General features: G+C 72.3%; 14 protein-coding genes. 11 read left to right on the forward strand and 3 right to left on the reverse strand.

From position 1 onward, the window contains the following. Nucleotides 1–3: 3 nt before the first annotated feature. The 7 genes from DEJ29_RS04090 to DEJ29_RS04120 all read left to right on the forward strand — a co-directional run bounded on the left by DEJ29_RS04090 (nt 4) and on the right by DEJ29_RS04120 (nt 8,688). On the forward strand, nt 4–1,053 hold the full coding sequence (locus DEJ29_RS04090; RefSeq protein ID WP_110865026.1) for a sugar phosphate isomerase/epimerase family protein: 1,050 nt from the start codon (nt 4–6) through the stop codon (nt 1,051–1,053). A 39-nt stretch (nt 1,054–1,092) separates the two neighbouring features. Next, nucleotides 1,093–2,370, forward strand: coding sequence for an ROK family transcriptional regulator (locus tag DEJ29_RS04095; protein ID WP_284174075.1), 1,278 nt, complete (start codon nt 1,093–1,095; stop codon nt 2,368–2,370). Beyond that, entirely contained in the window at nt 2,367–3,398 is a 1,032-nt protein-coding gene (locus DEJ29_RS04100; RefSeq protein ID WP_111095813.1) for an NAD(P)-dependent alcohol dehydrogenase, read from the forward strand. The genes DEJ29_RS04095 and DEJ29_RS04100 overlap by 4 nt, the downstream gene beginning before the upstream one ends. 514 nt (nt 3,399–3,912) lie before the next feature. Then, the gene (locus DEJ29_RS04105; protein ID WP_111095812.1) at nt 3,913–5,295 is read left to right on the forward strand and encodes an MFS transporter; all 1,383 of its coding nucleotides are present in this window, start codon (nt 3,913–3,915) and stop codon (nt 5,293–5,295) included. A 150-nt stretch (nt 5,296–5,445) separates the two neighbouring features. Then, nucleotides 5,446–6,873, forward strand: coding sequence for a bifunctional UDP-N-acetylglucosamine diphosphorylase/glucosamine-1-phosphate N-acetyltransferase GlmU (glmU, locus tag DEJ29_RS04110; RefSeq protein ID WP_111095811.1), 1,428 nt, complete (start codon nt 5,446–5,448; stop codon nt 6,871–6,873). A 61-nt stretch (nt 6,874–6,934) separates the two neighbouring features. After that, nucleotides 6,935–7,912, forward strand: a complete 978-nt coding sequence (locus DEJ29_RS04115) for a ribose-phosphate diphosphokinase (RefSeq protein WP_027464468.1) — start codon at nt 6,935–6,937, stop codon at nt 7,910–7,912. After that, nucleotides 7,909–8,688 (forward strand): putative protein N(5)-glutamine methyltransferase, encoded by a 780-nt coding sequence (locus DEJ29_RS04120; RefSeq protein WP_111095810.1) that lies wholly within the window; start codon nt 7,909–7,911, stop codon nt 8,686–8,688. The genes DEJ29_RS04115 and DEJ29_RS04120 overlap by 4 nt, the downstream gene beginning before the upstream one ends. 363 nt (nt 8,689–9,051) lie before the next feature. Here the strand turns inward: DEJ29_RS04120 and DEJ29_RS04125 are convergent, their stop codons facing one another. Continuing rightward, nucleotides 9,052–10,686 (reverse strand): molybdopterin-dependent oxidoreductase, encoded by a 1,635-nt coding sequence (locus tag DEJ29_RS04125; protein WP_111095809.1) that lies wholly within the window; start codon nt 10,684–10,686, stop codon nt 9,052–9,054. A gap of 172 nt (nt 10,687–10,858) precedes the next feature. Between DEJ29_RS04125 and DEJ29_RS04130 the strand changes: the two genes are divergently transcribed. Next, nucleotides 10,859–11,551, forward strand: coding sequence for a hypothetical protein (locus tag DEJ29_RS04130; RefSeq protein ID WP_146243532.1), 693 nt, complete (start codon nt 10,859–10,861; stop codon nt 11,549–11,551). Nucleotides 11,552–11,632: 81 nt separating this feature from the next. On the opposite strand, the gene gnd is transcribed toward DEJ29_RS04130, so the two are convergent. Further along, on the reverse strand, nt 11,633–13,090 hold the full coding sequence (gene gnd / locus DEJ29_RS04135) for an NADP-dependent phosphogluconate dehydrogenase (RefSeq protein WP_027464472.1): 1,458 nt from the start codon (nt 13,088–13,090) through the stop codon (nt 11,633–11,635). 112 nt (nt 13,091–13,202) lie between these two features. Between gnd and DEJ29_RS04140 the strand changes: the two genes are divergently transcribed. From DEJ29_RS04140 to DEJ29_RS04150, 3 genes are all read left to right on the forward strand, one after another. After that, nucleotides 13,203–13,742 carry a gluconokinase gene (locus DEJ29_RS04140; RefSeq protein ID WP_111054909.1) on the forward strand — a complete coding sequence of 180 codons (540 nt, stop codon included), beginning with the start codon at nt 13,203–13,205 and terminating at the stop codon, nt 13,740–13,742. 122 nt (nt 13,743–13,864) lie between these two features. After that, nucleotides 13,865–14,122 carry a ribbon-helix-helix protein, CopG family gene (locus DEJ29_RS04145; RefSeq protein WP_254699648.1) on the forward strand — a complete coding sequence of 86 codons (258 nt, stop codon included), beginning with the start codon at nt 13,865–13,867 and terminating at the stop codon, nt 14,120–14,122. Then, complete coding sequence (locus DEJ29_RS04150) at nt 14,119–14,496, forward strand: type II toxin-antitoxin system death-on-curing family toxin (protein ID WP_110865036.1); 378 nt, start codon at nt 14,119–14,121, stop codon at nt 14,494–14,496. Before DEJ29_RS04145 ends, DEJ29_RS04150 begins: the two co-directional genes overlap by 4 nt. Nucleotides 14,497–14,528: 32 nt before the next feature. Here DEJ29_RS04150 and DEJ29_RS04155 read toward each other — a convergent pair whose 3' ends face one another. Then, nucleotides 14,529–15,137, reverse strand: a complete 609-nt coding sequence (locus DEJ29_RS04155; RefSeq protein ID WP_111095807.1) for a class I SAM-dependent methyltransferase — start codon at nt 15,135–15,137, stop codon at nt 14,529–14,531. Between the last annotated feature and the right edge of the window lie 88 nt (nt 15,138–15,225).

The following is a 15,225-nucleotide window of genomic DNA, read 5'->3' on the forward strand; positions in this document are numbered from 1 at the left end:
ACGATGACGACGACGGACGCGAGCGACACGACGGAGACGACCCGGGCCTCCCGGCCGGTCACCCTGTTCACCGGACAGTGGGCCGACCTGCCCTTCGAGGAGGTCGCCCGGCTCGCCGGCGAGTGGGGCTACGACGGGCTGGAGATCGCCTGCTGGGGTGACCACCTGGACGTCCGGCGCGCCGCGACGGACCCCTCGTACGTCGCCGAGCGCAAGGCGATCCTGGAACGCAACGGGCTGCAGGTCTGGACGATCGCCAACCACCTGGTCGGCCAGGCCGTGTGCGACGACCCCATCGACCAGCGGCACGAGGACATCGTCCCGCCGCACGTGTGGGGCGACGGCGACCCCGAGGGCGTGCGGCAGCGTGCGGCCGAGGAACTGCAGTGGACCGCCCGTGCCGCCGCGGCGCTCGGCGTGGACACCGTCACCGGCTTCTCCGGCTCGTCGATCTGGAAGACCGTCGCCGGGTTCCCGCCCGTGCCCCCGGGGATGATCGACGCCGGGTACCAGGACTTCCACGACCGCTGGTCACCGATCCTCGACGTCTTCGAGGAGGTCGGGGTCCGGTTCGCGCTCGAGGTGCACCCGTCCGAGATCGCCTACGACTACTGGACGGCTGCGCGGACCCTCGAGGTGTTCCGCGACCGGCCGGCGTTCGGGTTCAACTTCGACCCGTCGCACTTCGTCTGGCAGGACCTCGACCCCGCGGCGTTCCTGCTCGACTTCGCAGACCGGGTGTACCACGTGCACTGCAAGGAGTCGGTGAAGCAGCTCGACGGGCGCAACGGTCGGCTGTCCTCGCACCTGCCGTGGGGCGACCCCCGGCGCGGGTGGGACTTCGTCACCGCCGGCCACGGAGACGTGCCGTGGGAGCGGGTGTTCCGCGTGCTGAACCACATCGGGTACGCCGGCCCGACCAGCGTCGAGTGGGAGGACGCCGGCATGGACCGGCTCGTCGGCGGGCCCGAGGCGCTGGCGTTCGTCCGGCAGCTCGGTACCATCGCGCCGCCGGACGCTTCGTTCGACGCCGCGTTCTCGCAGTCGCGCTGACCGGCCGACCACGACCCCACCCACCACCGAGGAGGACCCATGGCACGGCAGCCCACGGCGACGCCGGGCAACGCCGCGCGCGTCCTCCGGCTCGTCCACGAGGACGGCCCCGTCACCCGCGCCGAGCTCACCCGGCGCACCGGCCTGAACCGCTCGACGATCCTCGCGCTCGTCGGGGAACTCGTCGACGCCGGGCTCGTGCACGAGGAGACCCCCGCCGCGGGGACCCCCGGTGCCGGTGTCGGACGGCCGAGCGGGGTCGTCCGGGCGTCCGCCGACGTCCTCGCCGCCGCGGTCACGGTCGAGATCGACGCCGTCGGGGTCGCCCTCGTCGGCCTCGACGGCACCGTCCGCGACCGGCTGGTCGAGCCGCAGACCACCGTGCCGACCGCGGCGCAGGCGATCGACGCCGTCGCCCGGGTCCTCGCAGCACTCCTCGCCCGCACCGGACCGGCGGCCCGGATCGTCGGGGTCGGCGTCGCCGTGCCCGGCATCGTGCGGGTCGAGGACGGCACCGTGCGCGACGCCCCGCACCTCGGCTGGCGTGACGAACCCCTCGCCGCACCGCTCGCGGAACGCCTGGGGCTGCCGGTCCGGGCCGCGAACGACGCCAACCTCGGTGCCTGGGCGGAACGGCTGTACGGCAGCGCCCGCGGCGTCGACGACCTCGTCTACCTGAACGGTGGCGCGAGCGGCATCGGTGGCGGGATCGTCAGTGCCGGTCGACCCTTCAGCGGCGCCGACGGGTACGCGGGCGAGCTCGGGCACACCTTCGTCGCGGCGAACGGGATCCGCTGCCACTGCGGTGCGGTCGGCTGCCTGGAGACCGAGGCCTCACGCTCCGCCCTCACCGCGGTGACCGGGACCCCGCCGGACGACCTCGATGCGCTCGCCGCGGCGCTCGCCGAGGGCCGCCCCGAGGTCGAGCGGGTCGTCGACCGACAGGTCACCGCACTCGCGACCGCACTGCGGAACGCCATCCACACCGTCGACCCCGAGGTCGTCGTGCTCGGCGGGTTCCTCGGTGCGCTGCTCGGACACGTCGGCGACCGGGTCGAGACCGACGTCCGGGCGCAGACGATGGCCGCCATGACCGATCGGCTCCGGATCGTCCCGGCGGCACTCGGCCGCGACGTCCTGGTCCGTGGCGCCGCCGAGATCGGCTTCGCGGAGCTGCTGCGCGACGCCACGATGCCGGCGGCACCGGCACCGGCACCGACCCCGGCGACGGCGACCATGCCCGCGGCGCCCGCCGCCCCCTCCACCACCCACACGTCCGGCCGCGACGACGCGGCCGAGGAAGCGAGAACCGCATGACCTCCACCCAGCGCACCAGCGTCCTGCTCGGCACCCAGGACCTCACCGTCGAGGACCGCCCCGTCCCCGCTGTCGACCCCGGCGACGTGCTCGTCCGGGTCGCCGCCGTGGGTGTCTGCGGCTCCGACGTGCACTACTTCCGCCACGGCCGCATCGGCGACTTCGTCGTCGAGGAGCCCCTCGTCCTCGGGCACGAGCTCTCCGGCACGATCGAGGCCGTCGGCGAGGGCGTCGACCCGTCCCGCGTGGGGGAGCGCGTGGCCATCGAGCCGCAGCGCCCCTGCCACCGCTGCGCGCAGTGCCTGGCTGGCCGCTACAACCTCTGCCCGCACATGCGCTTCTACGCGACGCCGCCGGTCGACGGGGCCTTCACCGAGTTCGTCACCATCGAGGCCGAGTTCGCGCACGTCCTGCCCGACGCCGTCTCGTTCGAGGCCGGCGCGCTCCTGGAGCCCCTGTCCGTGGGCATCGCCGCTGTCCGCAAGGCGGGCATCGTGCCCGGTTCGTCGGTGCTCATCGCCGGCGCGGGTCCCATCGGCCTCATCTGCGCCCAGGTCGCGAAGGCCTTCGGTGCCTCGCGCATCGTCGTCAGCGACCTGGTGCCGGAGCGCCGTGCGCGGGCCCTGGAGTACGGCGCCACCGAGGTCGTCGACCCCACCGCCGTGTCCGTCGCGTCCGACATCGTCCCCGTCGACGCGTTCATCGACGCCAGCGGTGCACCCCGTGCGGTGTCGGACGGCATCAAGGCGGTCGGTCCGGCGGGTGCCGCGGTGCTGGTCGGGCTCGGCAACTCCGAGATGACGCTGCCGGTCGAGCACATCCAGAACCTCGAGGTCACGGTCACCGGGATCTTCCGGTACACGAACACGTGGCCGGTCGCCATCGAGCTGGTCGCGTCCGGGCAGGTCGACCTCGACTCGCTCGTCACCGGTCGCTTCGGGCTCGACGACGTCCGCGAGGCCCTCGAGAGCGACACCGACCCGGAGTCGCTCAAGTCCGTCGTCTACCCCGGCGGCGTCCCCGCCTGAGTAGGCACGGTGCGGGCTTCGCCGGCCCGGACAGCGTTGCGCGCCTGGTGCGGCGTTGCAGCCGGGCACGGTGCGTGGAAGCTCGCACCGGGTGGCGACGCACGCACGGTGCGGACTGGAGGCGCGGGGCCAGGCCGCCCCGCGCCTCCCGTCCGGCACGGTGCGCGGCCTGTCGGACGGTGCGGGCTGAGCCGCCTGGTGCGGCGTTGCAGCCGGGCACGGTGCGTGGAAGCTCGCACCGGGTGACGACGCACGCACGGTGCGGACGGGAGGCGCGGGGCCGGGCCGCCCCGCGCCTCCCGTCCGGCACGGTGCGCGGCCTGTCGGACGGTGCGGGCTGAGCCGCCTGGTGCGGCGTTGCAGCCGGGCACGGTGCGTGGAAGCTCGCACCGGGTGGCGACGCACGCACGGTGCGGACTGGAGGCGCGGGGCCGGGCCGCCCCGCGCCTCCCGTCCCGCACGTGACCCGGAACGGGGCCACCGCCGCGTCACCGGCACGCGCTACGGTTCGCGCATGACCGCTTCACCGGCCGCCGTCGTGCCGCAGCGCACCGACCGGCGCGCGCTCGTCTCCTGGGCGCTCTGGGACTGGGGTTCCGCCGCGTTCAACGCGGTCGTCACCACCTTCGTGTTCAGCACGTACCTGGCCAGCCGGGCGTTCGTGGACCCGGCGCTCGTCGGCGACACATCCGCGGCCGGCAAGGCGATCGTCGAACGCGAGCTCGCGCACAACGCGGCCGTCGTGTCCACCGCACTGACCATCGCGGGCATCGTCGTGGCCCTGGTGGCACCGGCCATGGGGCGGCTCGCGGACTCGTCCGGACACCGTCGCCGCTCCGTCCTCATCGCCACGATCGGCGTCGCGCTGTCGATCGGCGGCATGGTCTTCGTCGCGCCGAGCCAGCCGTACCTGCTGCTCGGAGCTGCACTGCTCGGCATCGGCACCGTCGCCTACGAGATCGCGAGCGTCGGCTACAACGCCATGATCGGGCAGGTTGCGTCGGGTGAACGCACCGGCCGCGTCTCCGCCATCGGGTGGGCGGCGGGGTACTTCGGCGGGATCGTGCTGCTCGTCCTGCTGCTCGTGCTCTGCATCCAGGACTTCCGGGGCGACGGGGTCGTCGGCGGGCTCCTGCAGTTGCCGGCGACGGTCGCCACCGGGCAGTGGGACGTCCGCGTCGCGATCGGCATCGCCGCCGTCTGGCTGGCCGTCAGCTCGATCCCGCTGTTCCTCACCGTGCCCGAAGCGGTGCCCGACCGCACCCGCGGTGGCGGCGTGTTCAGTGCCTACGCGGACCTCGGCCGCGACATCGCGCGGCTGTGGCGCGAGCGCCGCAACGTCCTCGCGTTCCTGCTCGCCAGCGCGGTGTTCCGCGACGGCGTCGGGGCCGTCTTCACGTTCGGCGGGATCGTCGCCGCGCAGGTGTTCGGGTTCACGCCGTCGCAGGTCATCCTGTTCGCCATCGCCGCGAACGTCGTGGCCGGCATCGCGACGTTCGTCTCTGGACGCCTCGACGACCGGTTCGGGTCGCGTGCGCTCATCATGGTCTCGCTCGTCGGCCTCGCCGTGTGCGGGGTCGGGGTCTTCGCCGCCGGCAACGAGACGCGGTGGTTCTGGGTGCTCGGGCTGACCCTCGCCGTGTTCGTCGGCCCGGTGCAGTCGTCGTCCCGCGCGTACCTGGCGCGGCTGACGACCCCCGGCCGCGAGGGCGAGCTCTTCGGCCTCTACGCCACCACCGGCCGGGCCGCGTCGTTCCTCGCGCCGGCGCTGTTCGGCGTCGCGGTGACCGTCGGTGGGTCGACCCGGTTCGGGATCCTCGGCGTAGTGGTCGTGCTCGTCGCCGGGCTGGTGCTGATGGCGTTCGTCAAGCAGGAACCGCAGGGCGCGCGGGCCTGATCCTCGGCGTGCGGGGGCTGCCAGAGCTCCCCGTCAGGCGGCCTGGAGGCTCGGTGCCCGTCCGTCCACAGGCTGCGGTTGTGCGCACGGTTCCGCACAGGACCGTGGTCGCGTCGGGCGACCCGGGTCGCGGTGCGCCAGGATGGGTGCATGACCGACCAGCGCATCGCCGTCGTCGTCCTCGCCGCCGGGCAGGGCACGCGCATGAAGTCGTCCACGCCCAAGGTGCTGCACCGGCTCGCCGGACTGCCGCTCATCGGGCACGTCCTGCGCACGGCGTCGTCGCTCAGCCCCGAGCACGTCGCCGTCGTCGTGCGGCACGAGCGTGACCTCGTCGCGGCCGAGGTCGTCGAGCGCGCCCCCGACGCGATCGTCGTCGACCAGGACGACGTCCCCGGCACCGGCCGTGCGGTCGAGGTCGCGGTCGAAGCACTGCCCGCCGACTTCGACGGCGCCGTCGTGGTGCTGTCCGGCGACGTCCCGCTGCTCGACGCCGCATCGCTCCGGCTCCTCGTCGACGCCCACGTCGGTGGCGGCAACGGGGCGACCTTCGTGAGTGCGATCGCCCCGGACCCGACCGGCCTCGGACGGATCGTGCGGGATGCCTCCGGCGCCTTCGTCAGCGTCGTCGAGCACAAGGACGCGACAGCCGAGCAGCTGACCATCACCGAGGCGAACGCGGGCATCTACGCGTTCGACGTGGCACGCCTCCGGGCGGCCCTGCCGTCGCTCACCACGGCGAACGCCCAGGGCGAGAAGTACATCACCGACGCTCCCGCGCTGATCAGCGAGCGCGGCGGGCGCATCGACGTGGTCACCCTGACCGACCCGTGGCTCGTCGCCGGCATCAACGACCGTGCCCAGCTCTCCGACGCCGCGCGGGAACTCAACGCCCGCATCGTCCGCCGCCACCAGCTCGCCGGCGTCACCGTGCAGGACCCGGCGACCACCTGGATCGACCTCGACGTCACGATCGAGCCCGACGCCGAGGTCCTGCCCGGCACCCAGCTCATCGGTGCCACCGCGATCGCCGCCGGTGCCGTCGTCGGACCGGACACCACGCTGCGCGACACCGAGGTCGGGGCCCGCGCCACCGTGAACCGCGTCGACGCCACCCTCGCCGTGATCGGGGACGGTGCCTCGGTGGGCCCGTTCGCCTACCTGCGGCCGGGCACGATCCTCGGTGACGACGGCAAGATCGGCACCTTCGTCGAGACGAAGAACGCCCGGATCGGCCGCGGCAGCAAGGTCCCGCACCTGTCCTACATCGGCGACGCGGAGGTGGGCGAGGACTCGAACATCGGCGCGAACACCATCACCGCGAACTACGACGGCGTGCACAAGCACCGCACCGAGGTCGGCTCGAACGTCCGTACAGGCTCGCACAACGTGTTCGTCGCCCCCGTTAGGATTGGTGACGGTGCGTACACCGGTGCCGGGACGACCGTCCGCAAGGACGTTCCGGCAGGATCGCTCGCGATCAGCTACGCCCCACAGCGCAACACCGACGGATGGGTCGAGGAACACCGACCCGGCACACCGGCGGCCGAGGCTGCTCGGCTCGCGAACGGCGAATAGATCCCGGCGACCACCCGTCGCCGACATCGACCCCTCGTGGGTCAGGGAGTGAGCACCGCACTTGTCCGGAATCAAGACAACCGGCCAGAAACGACTCGTCCTCGTCTCGGGGCGAGCACACCCGGCGCTCTCTGCCGAGATCGCGGAGGAGCTCGGGGTCGACCTCGTGCCGACCGATGCCCGGACCTTCGCGAACGGTGAGCTCTACGCCCGCTTCGACGAGTCGGTCCGTGGCTGCGATGCCTTCGTCATCCAGTCGCACACCGCGCCGATCAACGAGTGGCTCATGGAGCAGCTCATCATGGTCGACGCGCTGAAGCGTGCCTCGGCGAAGCGCATCACGGTCGTGGCGCCGTTCTACCCGTACGCCCGTCAGGACAAGAAGGGCCGCGGCCGCGAGCCGATCTCGGCCCGCCTCGTCGCCGACCTGTTCAAGGCCGCCGGCGCGCACCGCATCATGAGCGTCGACCTGCACGCCGCGCAGATCCAGGGCTTCTTCGACGGCCCCGTCGACCACCTGTTCGCCATGCCGGTGCTGCTCGAGCGCTTCCGCCAGATCCTCGACCCGAAGACGCTCACCGTCGTGTCGCCCGACATGGGCCGCGTCCGTGTCGCCGACATCTGGTCCGAGAAGCTCGGCGCCCCGCTCGCCATCATCCACAAGCGCCGCGACCCGCTCGTGCCGAACCAGGTCTCGGTGCACGAGATCGTCGGTGACGTCAGCGGCCGCGTGTGCCTGCTCGTCGACGACCTCATCGACACCGGCCGCACGATCGCCAAGGCTGCCGAGGCGCTGAAGAACGCCGGCGCCACGGGTGTCGTCGTCGCCGCGACCCACGCCGTCTTCTCCGACCCGGCCACCGAGCTGCTGCAAAGCGAGTTCATCGACCGCGTGGTCGTGACGGACACCCTGCCCCTGCCGATGGACAAGCGCTGGGACCGCCTCGAGGTCCTGCCGATCGCCCCGCTCATCGCCCGTGCCATCCACGAGGTCTTCGACGACGGTTCCGTGACGTCGATGTTCGACGGCGCCGCTTGACACATCCCGCGCGTGACGCCCTCGCGGCCCGGCTCCGGGCCGCGGGGAGCGTCTTCGCCGAGGACGAAGCCGACCTGTTGCTCGAGGCAGGTGACGGTGAGCCGGTGCGACTCCGGAGCCTCGTGCAGCGTCGGCTGGCCGGTGAGCCGCTCGAGTACGTGCTCGGCTGGGCTGCCTTCGACGGGCATCGCATCCGGGTGACCCCCGGGGTCTTCGTGCCGCGAGCCCGCACCACCGTCGTCGTCGAGCAGGCTGCGCGTCGGCTGCAGCGCTACGACCGCGTGGTCGACCTGTGCTGCGGTGCCGGCGCGATCTCGGTCGCCCTGTTCGGCCGCGTCGGCGCGCTCGACCTCGTCGCCAGCGACATCGACCCGGACGCCGTCGACGTCGCAGCCGAGAACATCGGCGACCGCGGCATCGTCGTCGCCGGAGACCTGTTCGCGCCGCTGCCCGATCGGTTCCGCGGGGCCGTGACGGTCATGGCGGTGAACGCCCCCTACGTGCCGACGGCCTCGATCGAGCTCATGCCGGCCGAGGCCCGCGAGCACGAACACCGCGTCGCCCTCGACGGAGGTGTGGACGGCCTCGGCCTGCACCGCCGGATCGCAGCGGGTGCGGGGGAGTGGCTCCGTCCCGGTGGTGCCGTCGTCATCGAGGTGTCCGAGGCCCAGGCCGAGGCGTCCGCCGCTGCGTTCACGGCCGCCGGCTTCTCCACCGTGGTCGAGCGGGACGCCGAGGTCGACGGCACCTGCGTCGTCGCGACCCTGCCCGCCTGACCAGGTCTGTACGCCTGGCCCGGTCTGTCTGCCTGCCTGGTCCTGGTGCCGAGTGGTCACGACATGCCGCTCAGGTTCGCCGAGGCGGCACGAAGTGTCGCCTGCGCGTCCGCGAACCGACGCTTTCTGCACCCTCGGCGTGACGCACGTGGCGTGTCGCGCGACCGGGGCGAGGGGCGGGGCGGGCCGGCACCGGGCCTCCAGGCCGTCGGGTGACCGGAGCGCGCCGGCGCCGAGCGGTCATGACATGCCGCTCAGGTTCGCCGAGGCGGCACGAAGTGTCGCCTGCGCGTCCGCGAACCGACGCTTTCTGCCACCTCGACGGCAGTCAGCGGGCGTGTCGCGCGATCCTGCGCCGGAGCGTCAGCGCGCGTCGACCGTCACCGTGTGCCAGCCCGTCGCACCGTTGGGCGCCGGCGGCCGGTCCACGCTCGTCTGCACCTCGCCGTCCGCACTGGTCGCGCGCACTTCGATGCGGTGCGAGCCGGCGGTCGGCGTCCACCGCACCACCCACTGCCGCCAGGTGTCCGCGGAGACCGAGTCGGCGAGTTCGGCGCGCTGCCAGTCGCCGCCTCCGACGCGGACCTCGACGGCCTTCACGCCCTTGTGCGGCTGCCACGCGACCCCCGCGATCGCCACTGGCTTGCCCGCGGTCACGGTCGACCCGTTCCGCGGGGTGTCGATGCGGGACTCGAGCTTGACCGGGCCACGCTCCGACCAGCCACGCGGGGTCCAGTAGCCCTGCGCGTCGGCGAACCGGGTGACCTCGAGCTCGGTGACCCACTTCGTCGCCGAGACGTACCCGAACAGGCCCGGCACGACCATCCGCACCGGGAACCCGTGCTCGGTCGGCAGGGGCTCGCCGTTCATCCCGACCGCGAGCAGCGCCACGGTGCCGTTGTCCTGCAGCACGTCGAGCGGGGTGCCGGCGGAGAACCCGTCGATGCTCCGTGAGAGCACCATGTCGGCGTCGCCCGTCGGACGCGCCCGGGCGAGGAGCTTCCGGATGGGGTAGCCCAGCCAGCGGGCCGTGCCGATGAGGTCACCGCCGACCTCGTTCGACACGCAGCTCAGGGTGGCCACGTGCTCCTCGAGTGGCAGTGCGAGCAGCTCGTCCCACGTCAGCGTGATCTCGTTCTCGACCGCGCCGTGGATGCGGAGCGACCAGTCGGCGGGGTCGACCTGCGGTACCCGCAGGGCCGTGTCGATCCGGTAGAAGTCGGCGTTCGGCGTGATGTAGGGGGTGATGCCGTCGACGTCGAGCGACGCACCCGCGGGGACCGCCGGTGCAGCGGTCGCCGCGGCGGGCAGCCGGATGGCCCGCCGGGCAGCAGCGGCCGCCTGCATCGCGGAGGACCCCAGCCGGGAGGCGGTGCCCACCACGATCGCGACGGTCGCCGTCGCGACGCCCCAGACCAGGAACGTGCGGCGCTCCGCCGAGGCGGGTCGCGGTGCCGCCGTCGGCACGGTCGCCGCGGCCTCCCACCGGCGCAACCGCTGGAGCAGCAGACGCAGGACGACCACCGCTGCCGCGATGCCGAGGACCGTCGGGGCGCCGTCGAGCGTCCCGCTGCCCGAGCGGGTGCTGACGGCAAGCAGCGCCAGCACGCCACCGGCGGCGAACACGAGGGCACCGAAGGGCGGTCGTGCACGTTCGAGGACACCGGCACCGGCGCTGATCGCGATGACGATCACCGTCATGAGCACGAACAGGGCGACCTTGTCCCCGGTGCCGAACACGGCGACCATGAAGTCCTTCGCACCCGGGGGAGCGAGGTCGATGACGGCGGATCCGACGGCGACCAGGGGGCTGCCCGCTCCGCCGAGCAGCAGCGCGCCGAACTCGGCGACACCGAGGAACGCGGCGGCGGCCACGACGCCGACTATCGCGGCGATCAGCGTCCAACGTCGGGTCGAAGGGGCATCGGGCCCGCCCGGGCCGTCCGACGGACCCGCCGTCGGTTGGCCGATCGGTTCGTCCGTCGTCTCGGTGGTCACCGCCCGAGCGTAGGTCGCCCGGCCGCTCGTGGGCTGTGTGTGCGCGCTTCCCCGCGCGTTCATCGGGTTCGGCCAGCAGGTGGCGGGCGGCTCGTGGGAGGATCGGACCGTGCTGCAGCGTCCGGATGGTGTCCCGCGGTCCGGTCGTGCCCGCGGTGCACGGCGGACACTGATGTCTCCAGCACGTCGACTCGCCACCCTGCGCTGGGTCATCGTCGCCGTCTGGCTGGTCCTCCTGATCACCCGGATCGTCGTCGTCTCGACGGCGCCGGGCGTCGACCTCTCCTGGTACGGCATCGTCGAGTTCGGCGCGATCGCGCTCGGCGTCGTGGTCATCGTGGTCGCCGTCGTGCGGACCGCGACGGCACGGCGGCGGCAGGCGGACGAGGCCCTCGCGCTCGCCATCCGGCGGATCGACCCGACGGTGTGGCTCGTCCCGGCGGCGCCGACACCGGAACTCCGTGGCATCGTCGACGAAGTCCGTCCGGACACCCACCTCGGTTCGCGCGTGACCTGGGCCTTCGGTGCCACCGAGGCCTCCCTGTGGGAACTCGACGAACGGCGGGCGACCCGGCTGCTCGTGATCCGGTGGAGTCGTGTCGTGCACGTCGGACTGGAAGACGTGGCGGACGGCGTCGACGGCTCGGACGGCTCGGGGCGAGACGGTGGCTCCGAGCGCCCTGGCGGTTCCGCTGGTGCTCGCCGCGCGTGTGCGGTGGCGATCCACCACGTACGACCGGACGACACCCCCGCGGTGGCGACGTTCTTCGTCCGGACCGCCCCCGGTTCGCGTCGGCTGCTCGGGCGCGGTCCACGGCTGGACCGGCTCGTCGCCGACCTGGCACGGGAACGCATCGTCGCCTGACGCAGCGGAGGGCCCCGGGTTCAGCGAGGCCCTCCTTGCCGAACCCGCACCGACCTCCGTGGTCGGCAGCGGGTGCGGTCGTCAGTGCGTGGACGGCTCCTGCTCGACCTCGCGGCGGTCGTCGTCGGACCACAGCGTGTGGAAGGTGCCGTCCTTGTCGATGCGCTGGTAGGTGTGTGCGCCGAAGAAGTCGCGCTGGCCCTGGATCAGCGACGCCGGCAGACGGTCGGACGCGAGCGAGTCGAAGTACGACAGCGCGGACGAGAAGCCCGGAGCGGGGACGCCCGACGCGGCCGCGATGCCGACGATGCGGCGCCAGGCGGCTTCGCCCTCGGCGACCGCGTTCGCGAAGTACGGGTCGACCAGCAGCGACTCGAGCTTCGGGTTCTCGGCGTACGCCTCGACGATGCGGTTCAGGAACTGGGCCCGGATGATGCAGCCACCCCGCCAGATCTTCGCGACGTTGCCGAGATCGATGTCCCAGCCGTACTCCTTCGCCCCGGCGATGATGAGGTCGAATCCCTGTGCGTACGCGACGACCTTCGAGGCGTAGAGCGCCGCACGGACGTCGTCGGCGAAGGTGTCCGGAACCTCGGCGATCTGCGGACGGTTCTTGACCGACTGCTGCACGGCGGCACGCTGCGTCGGCTTCGACGACACGGCGCGGGCGAACACGGCTTCGCCGATGCCCGAGACGGGGATGCCCAGGCCCACGGCGTTCTGCACGGTCCAGACGCCGGTGCCCTTCGAGCCGGCCGCGTCACGGATGACGTCGACGAGCGGCTTGCCGGTGTCGGCGTCGCGCTGCTTGAGGACCTCGCCGGTGATCTCGATCAGGTAGGACTCGAGGTCGCCCTTGTTCCACTCGTCGAAGACCTGCACCAGGTCCTCCACCGAGAGCCCGCCGACGCGACGGAGCAGGTCGTACGACTCGGCGATGAGCTGCATGTCGGCGTACTCGATGCCGTTGTGCACCATCTTGACGAAGTGCCCGGCGCCGTCGGTGCCGATGTGGGTCACGCACGGTTCACCTTCGGCCACCGCGGCGATCGACTTCAGGATCGGCCCGAGCGTCTCCCAGGCCTCCTTCGAGCCACCGGGCATGATCGACGGACCCTTGAGGGCGCCCTCTTCGCCGCCGGAGATGCCGGTACCGACGAAGTTCAGGCCCTTCTCGCGCAGGTCGTGCTCACGTCGGATGGTGTCGTGGAAGTTCGCGTTGCCGCCGTCGACGATGATGTCGCCCGGTTCGAAGCGTTCGGCGAGCTGTCCGATCACGGCGTCGGTACCCTTGCCGGCCTGCACCATGATGATGGCGGTCCGGGGCTTCGACAGCGAGGCGACGAACCCGTCGATGTCCTCGGACGCGATGAACCCGGCGTCACCGTGCTCCTGGAGCAGCTCCTCGGTGCGGGCGTACGTGCGGTTGTAGACCGCCACCGTGTTGCCTTCGCGCGATGCGAGGTTGCGGGCGAGGTTCGAGCCCATCACTGCGAGTCCGACGACTCCGATGTTCGCCTGACCGTTGTTGTCTGCCACGGGGGCCTCCTTTGTCCTGACGTTGGCGCCCAACCTACGACCGGCGGTCTGGGATCGCACAGGTGTTGCGGGAACTGGGGACCAGAGTTCACCGGATCAATACTGTGGAGGGATGAGCGAGCTCGCTGTCCACCCGCCCGTCCTCGTGATGGGGGTCTCCGGCTCCGGCAAGTCCACCATCGGCCAGGCGCTCACCGACGCCCTGGTCGCGCAGGGCGAACCGTGCGTCTTCGTCGACGCCGACGACCTGCACCCGGTCGCCAACAAGGAGAAGATGCGGCAGGGGATCCCGCTCACCGACGAGGACCGCTGGCCGTGGCTCGACGCCTGCGCCGAGCGGATCGCCGCGGTCGAATCGGACGGCTCCCGGTGCGTGATGGCGAACTCGGCGCTCAAGCGTGCCTACCGGGACCGTCTGCGCGAGTCGGCGCCGGGTCTCGTCATCGCCTTCCTCGACGGGTCGCGCGACCTGATCGCCGAACGGCAGTCCCACCGCCAGCACGAGTACATGCCGACGACGCTGCTCGACTCGCAGTTCGCGACCCTCGAGCGGCCGCAGCCCGACGAGGCCGCCGTCGCGGTGTCGATCGACGGATCGGTCGACGACACCGTGCGGGAGATCCTCGCCGCGCTCGCGGTCACCACCGCCTGACGAACGTCGACGACCTGCGACGGATCCGGGCAGTTCCTCCACAGGGCGCAGCGCGGCCGTCGCCGTCCCCAACCGATCCCCGGTCCCGTCCGCGTCGAGGGGGACGCTCGTACCGTCGCTCCATGACCACGATCACTGCCGCGCGTTCAGATACCACTCTTGATACCATCGACCCCATGGCCATGACCCTCCGACTCGACGACGACGAGGCAGCGGCGTTGCGCAAGCGTGCTGACCTCGAGGAGCGCTCGATGCAGGACGTCGCGCGCGCCGCCATCCGCGAGTACGTCGAGCAGCACAGCCGCAGCGATCTGATCGACGGCATCCTCGACCGAGAACTCCCGCGCTACGCCGAGGCGCTCGAACGACTCGGCAAGTGATCCACCTCACGACCGACGAGGCGTTGCACGTCGCTCGTCGGACCCTGGGAGCTGACTACGCGATCCGCGACGTCGGACTGCTCGAGGCGGCGGTCGCGCGACCCGCCGCGTCGGTGGGCGGGAACGACGCCTACCCGACGCTGGTCGAGAAGGCGGCGGCGCTCGTCCACTCCGCCGTCCGGAACCACGCCCTGGTCGACGGCAACAAGCGCCTCGGGCTCATGCTGCTCGTGGTCTTCCTCGGCGTGAACGGCGTCCGGCTCCACGCCTCGAACGACCAGGCGTACGACTTCATCGTCGCGATCGCCGAGGGGGAACTCGATTCCGTGCCGGAGATCGCTGCTGCTCTGACCTCGATGGTCTCGGACGCCTGATCGACAGCGCGGCGGCCGTCAGCCGTCGGCGATCAGCGGCGCACCGCACTGATCGCCCCGTGCGGCCGGTGCTCCGGAGCCGTGCGGGTGTGGACGTCCACGACGTCGAAGCCCGCTCCGTCCAGCAGCGCCGCCAGGGACGCGACCGGCCAGCGGTAGGCGGTGACGACGGCGTGGTCGAAGGCCTCGACCGCGGGACCCTCGAAGAACCCGAGCAGCAGCCCACCGCCGGGCGCGAGCACCCGATGGAACTCGGCGAGTGCCCCACCGATCTGCGACGGTTCGTGGTGGATCACCGAGTACCAGGCCAGGACCCCGTCGACGCTGCCGTCCGCGAGCGGGAGCGCGTCGAGCGACGCGACCCGGAAGTCGATGTCCGCGTCCACGGCGCCGTGCGTCCGTCGTGCGTGCTCGACGAACTCAGGCGCCGCGTCGATGCCGCTGACACGGTGCCACTGCCGTGCGAGGTGCGCCGTCCAGTGACCGGGGCCGCACCCGGCGTCGACCAGGGGACCGCTGCGACCGGCTGCCCAGGCGTCGACGAGGGCTCGGTCGTCGGGGTGGACGGTGTCCATCGACCCGAGCAGCGCCGCGTACTCGTCGGCCCGAGCGCCGTACGCCGCAGTCACCCGCTCCGTCATGCGCCCGACCGTACCGCCGCAGCGCCGAACCGTGCGAGGTTCCGTGTCCCGTGCGACCCGGCAACCCTCGCACCAGGCACGGAACCTC

Origin of the sequence: Curtobacterium sp. MCPF17_021 (genome assembly GCF_003234605.2) — a bacterium.
Taxonomy (GTDB): Bacteria; Actinomycetota; Actinomycetes; order Actinomycetales; family Microbacteriaceae; genus Curtobacterium; species Curtobacterium flaccumfaciens.

Coding starts and splice junctions, on each gene's coding strand:
- DEJ29_RS04100 (WP_111095813.1), top strand. CDS start 2,367: ATGACCTCCACCCAGCGCACCAGCGTCCTGCTCGGCACCCAGGACCTC.
- DEJ29_RS04130 (WP_146243532.1), top strand. CDS start 10,859: ATGTCTCCAGCACGTCGACTCGCCACCCTGCGCTGGGTCATCGTCGCC.
- DEJ29_RS04095 (WP_284174075.1), top strand. CDS start 1,093: ATGGCACGGCAGCCCACGGCGACGCCGGGCAACGCCGCGCGCGTCCTC.
- DEJ29_RS04105 (WP_111095812.1), top strand. CDS start 3,913: ATGACCGCTTCACCGGCCGCCGTCGTGCCGCAGCGCACCGACCGGCGC.
- DEJ29_RS04145 (WP_254699648.1), top strand. CDS start 13,865: ATGACCACGATCACTGCCGCGCGTTCAGATACCACTCTTGATACCATC.
- DEJ29_RS04090 (WP_110865026.1), top strand. CDS start 4: ATGACGACGACGGACGCGAGCGACACGACGGAGACGACCCGGGCCTCC.
- glmU (WP_111095811.1), top strand. CDS start 5,446: ATGACCGACCAGCGCATCGCCGTCGTCGTCCTCGCCGCCGGGCAGGGC.
- DEJ29_RS04155 (WP_111095807.1), bottom strand. CDS start 15,137: ATGACGGAGCGGGTGACTGCGGCGTACGGCGCTCGGGCCGACGAGTAC.
- DEJ29_RS04140 (WP_111054909.1), top strand. CDS start 13,203: ATGAGCGAGCTCGCTGTCCACCCGCCCGTCCTCGTGATGGGGGTCTCC.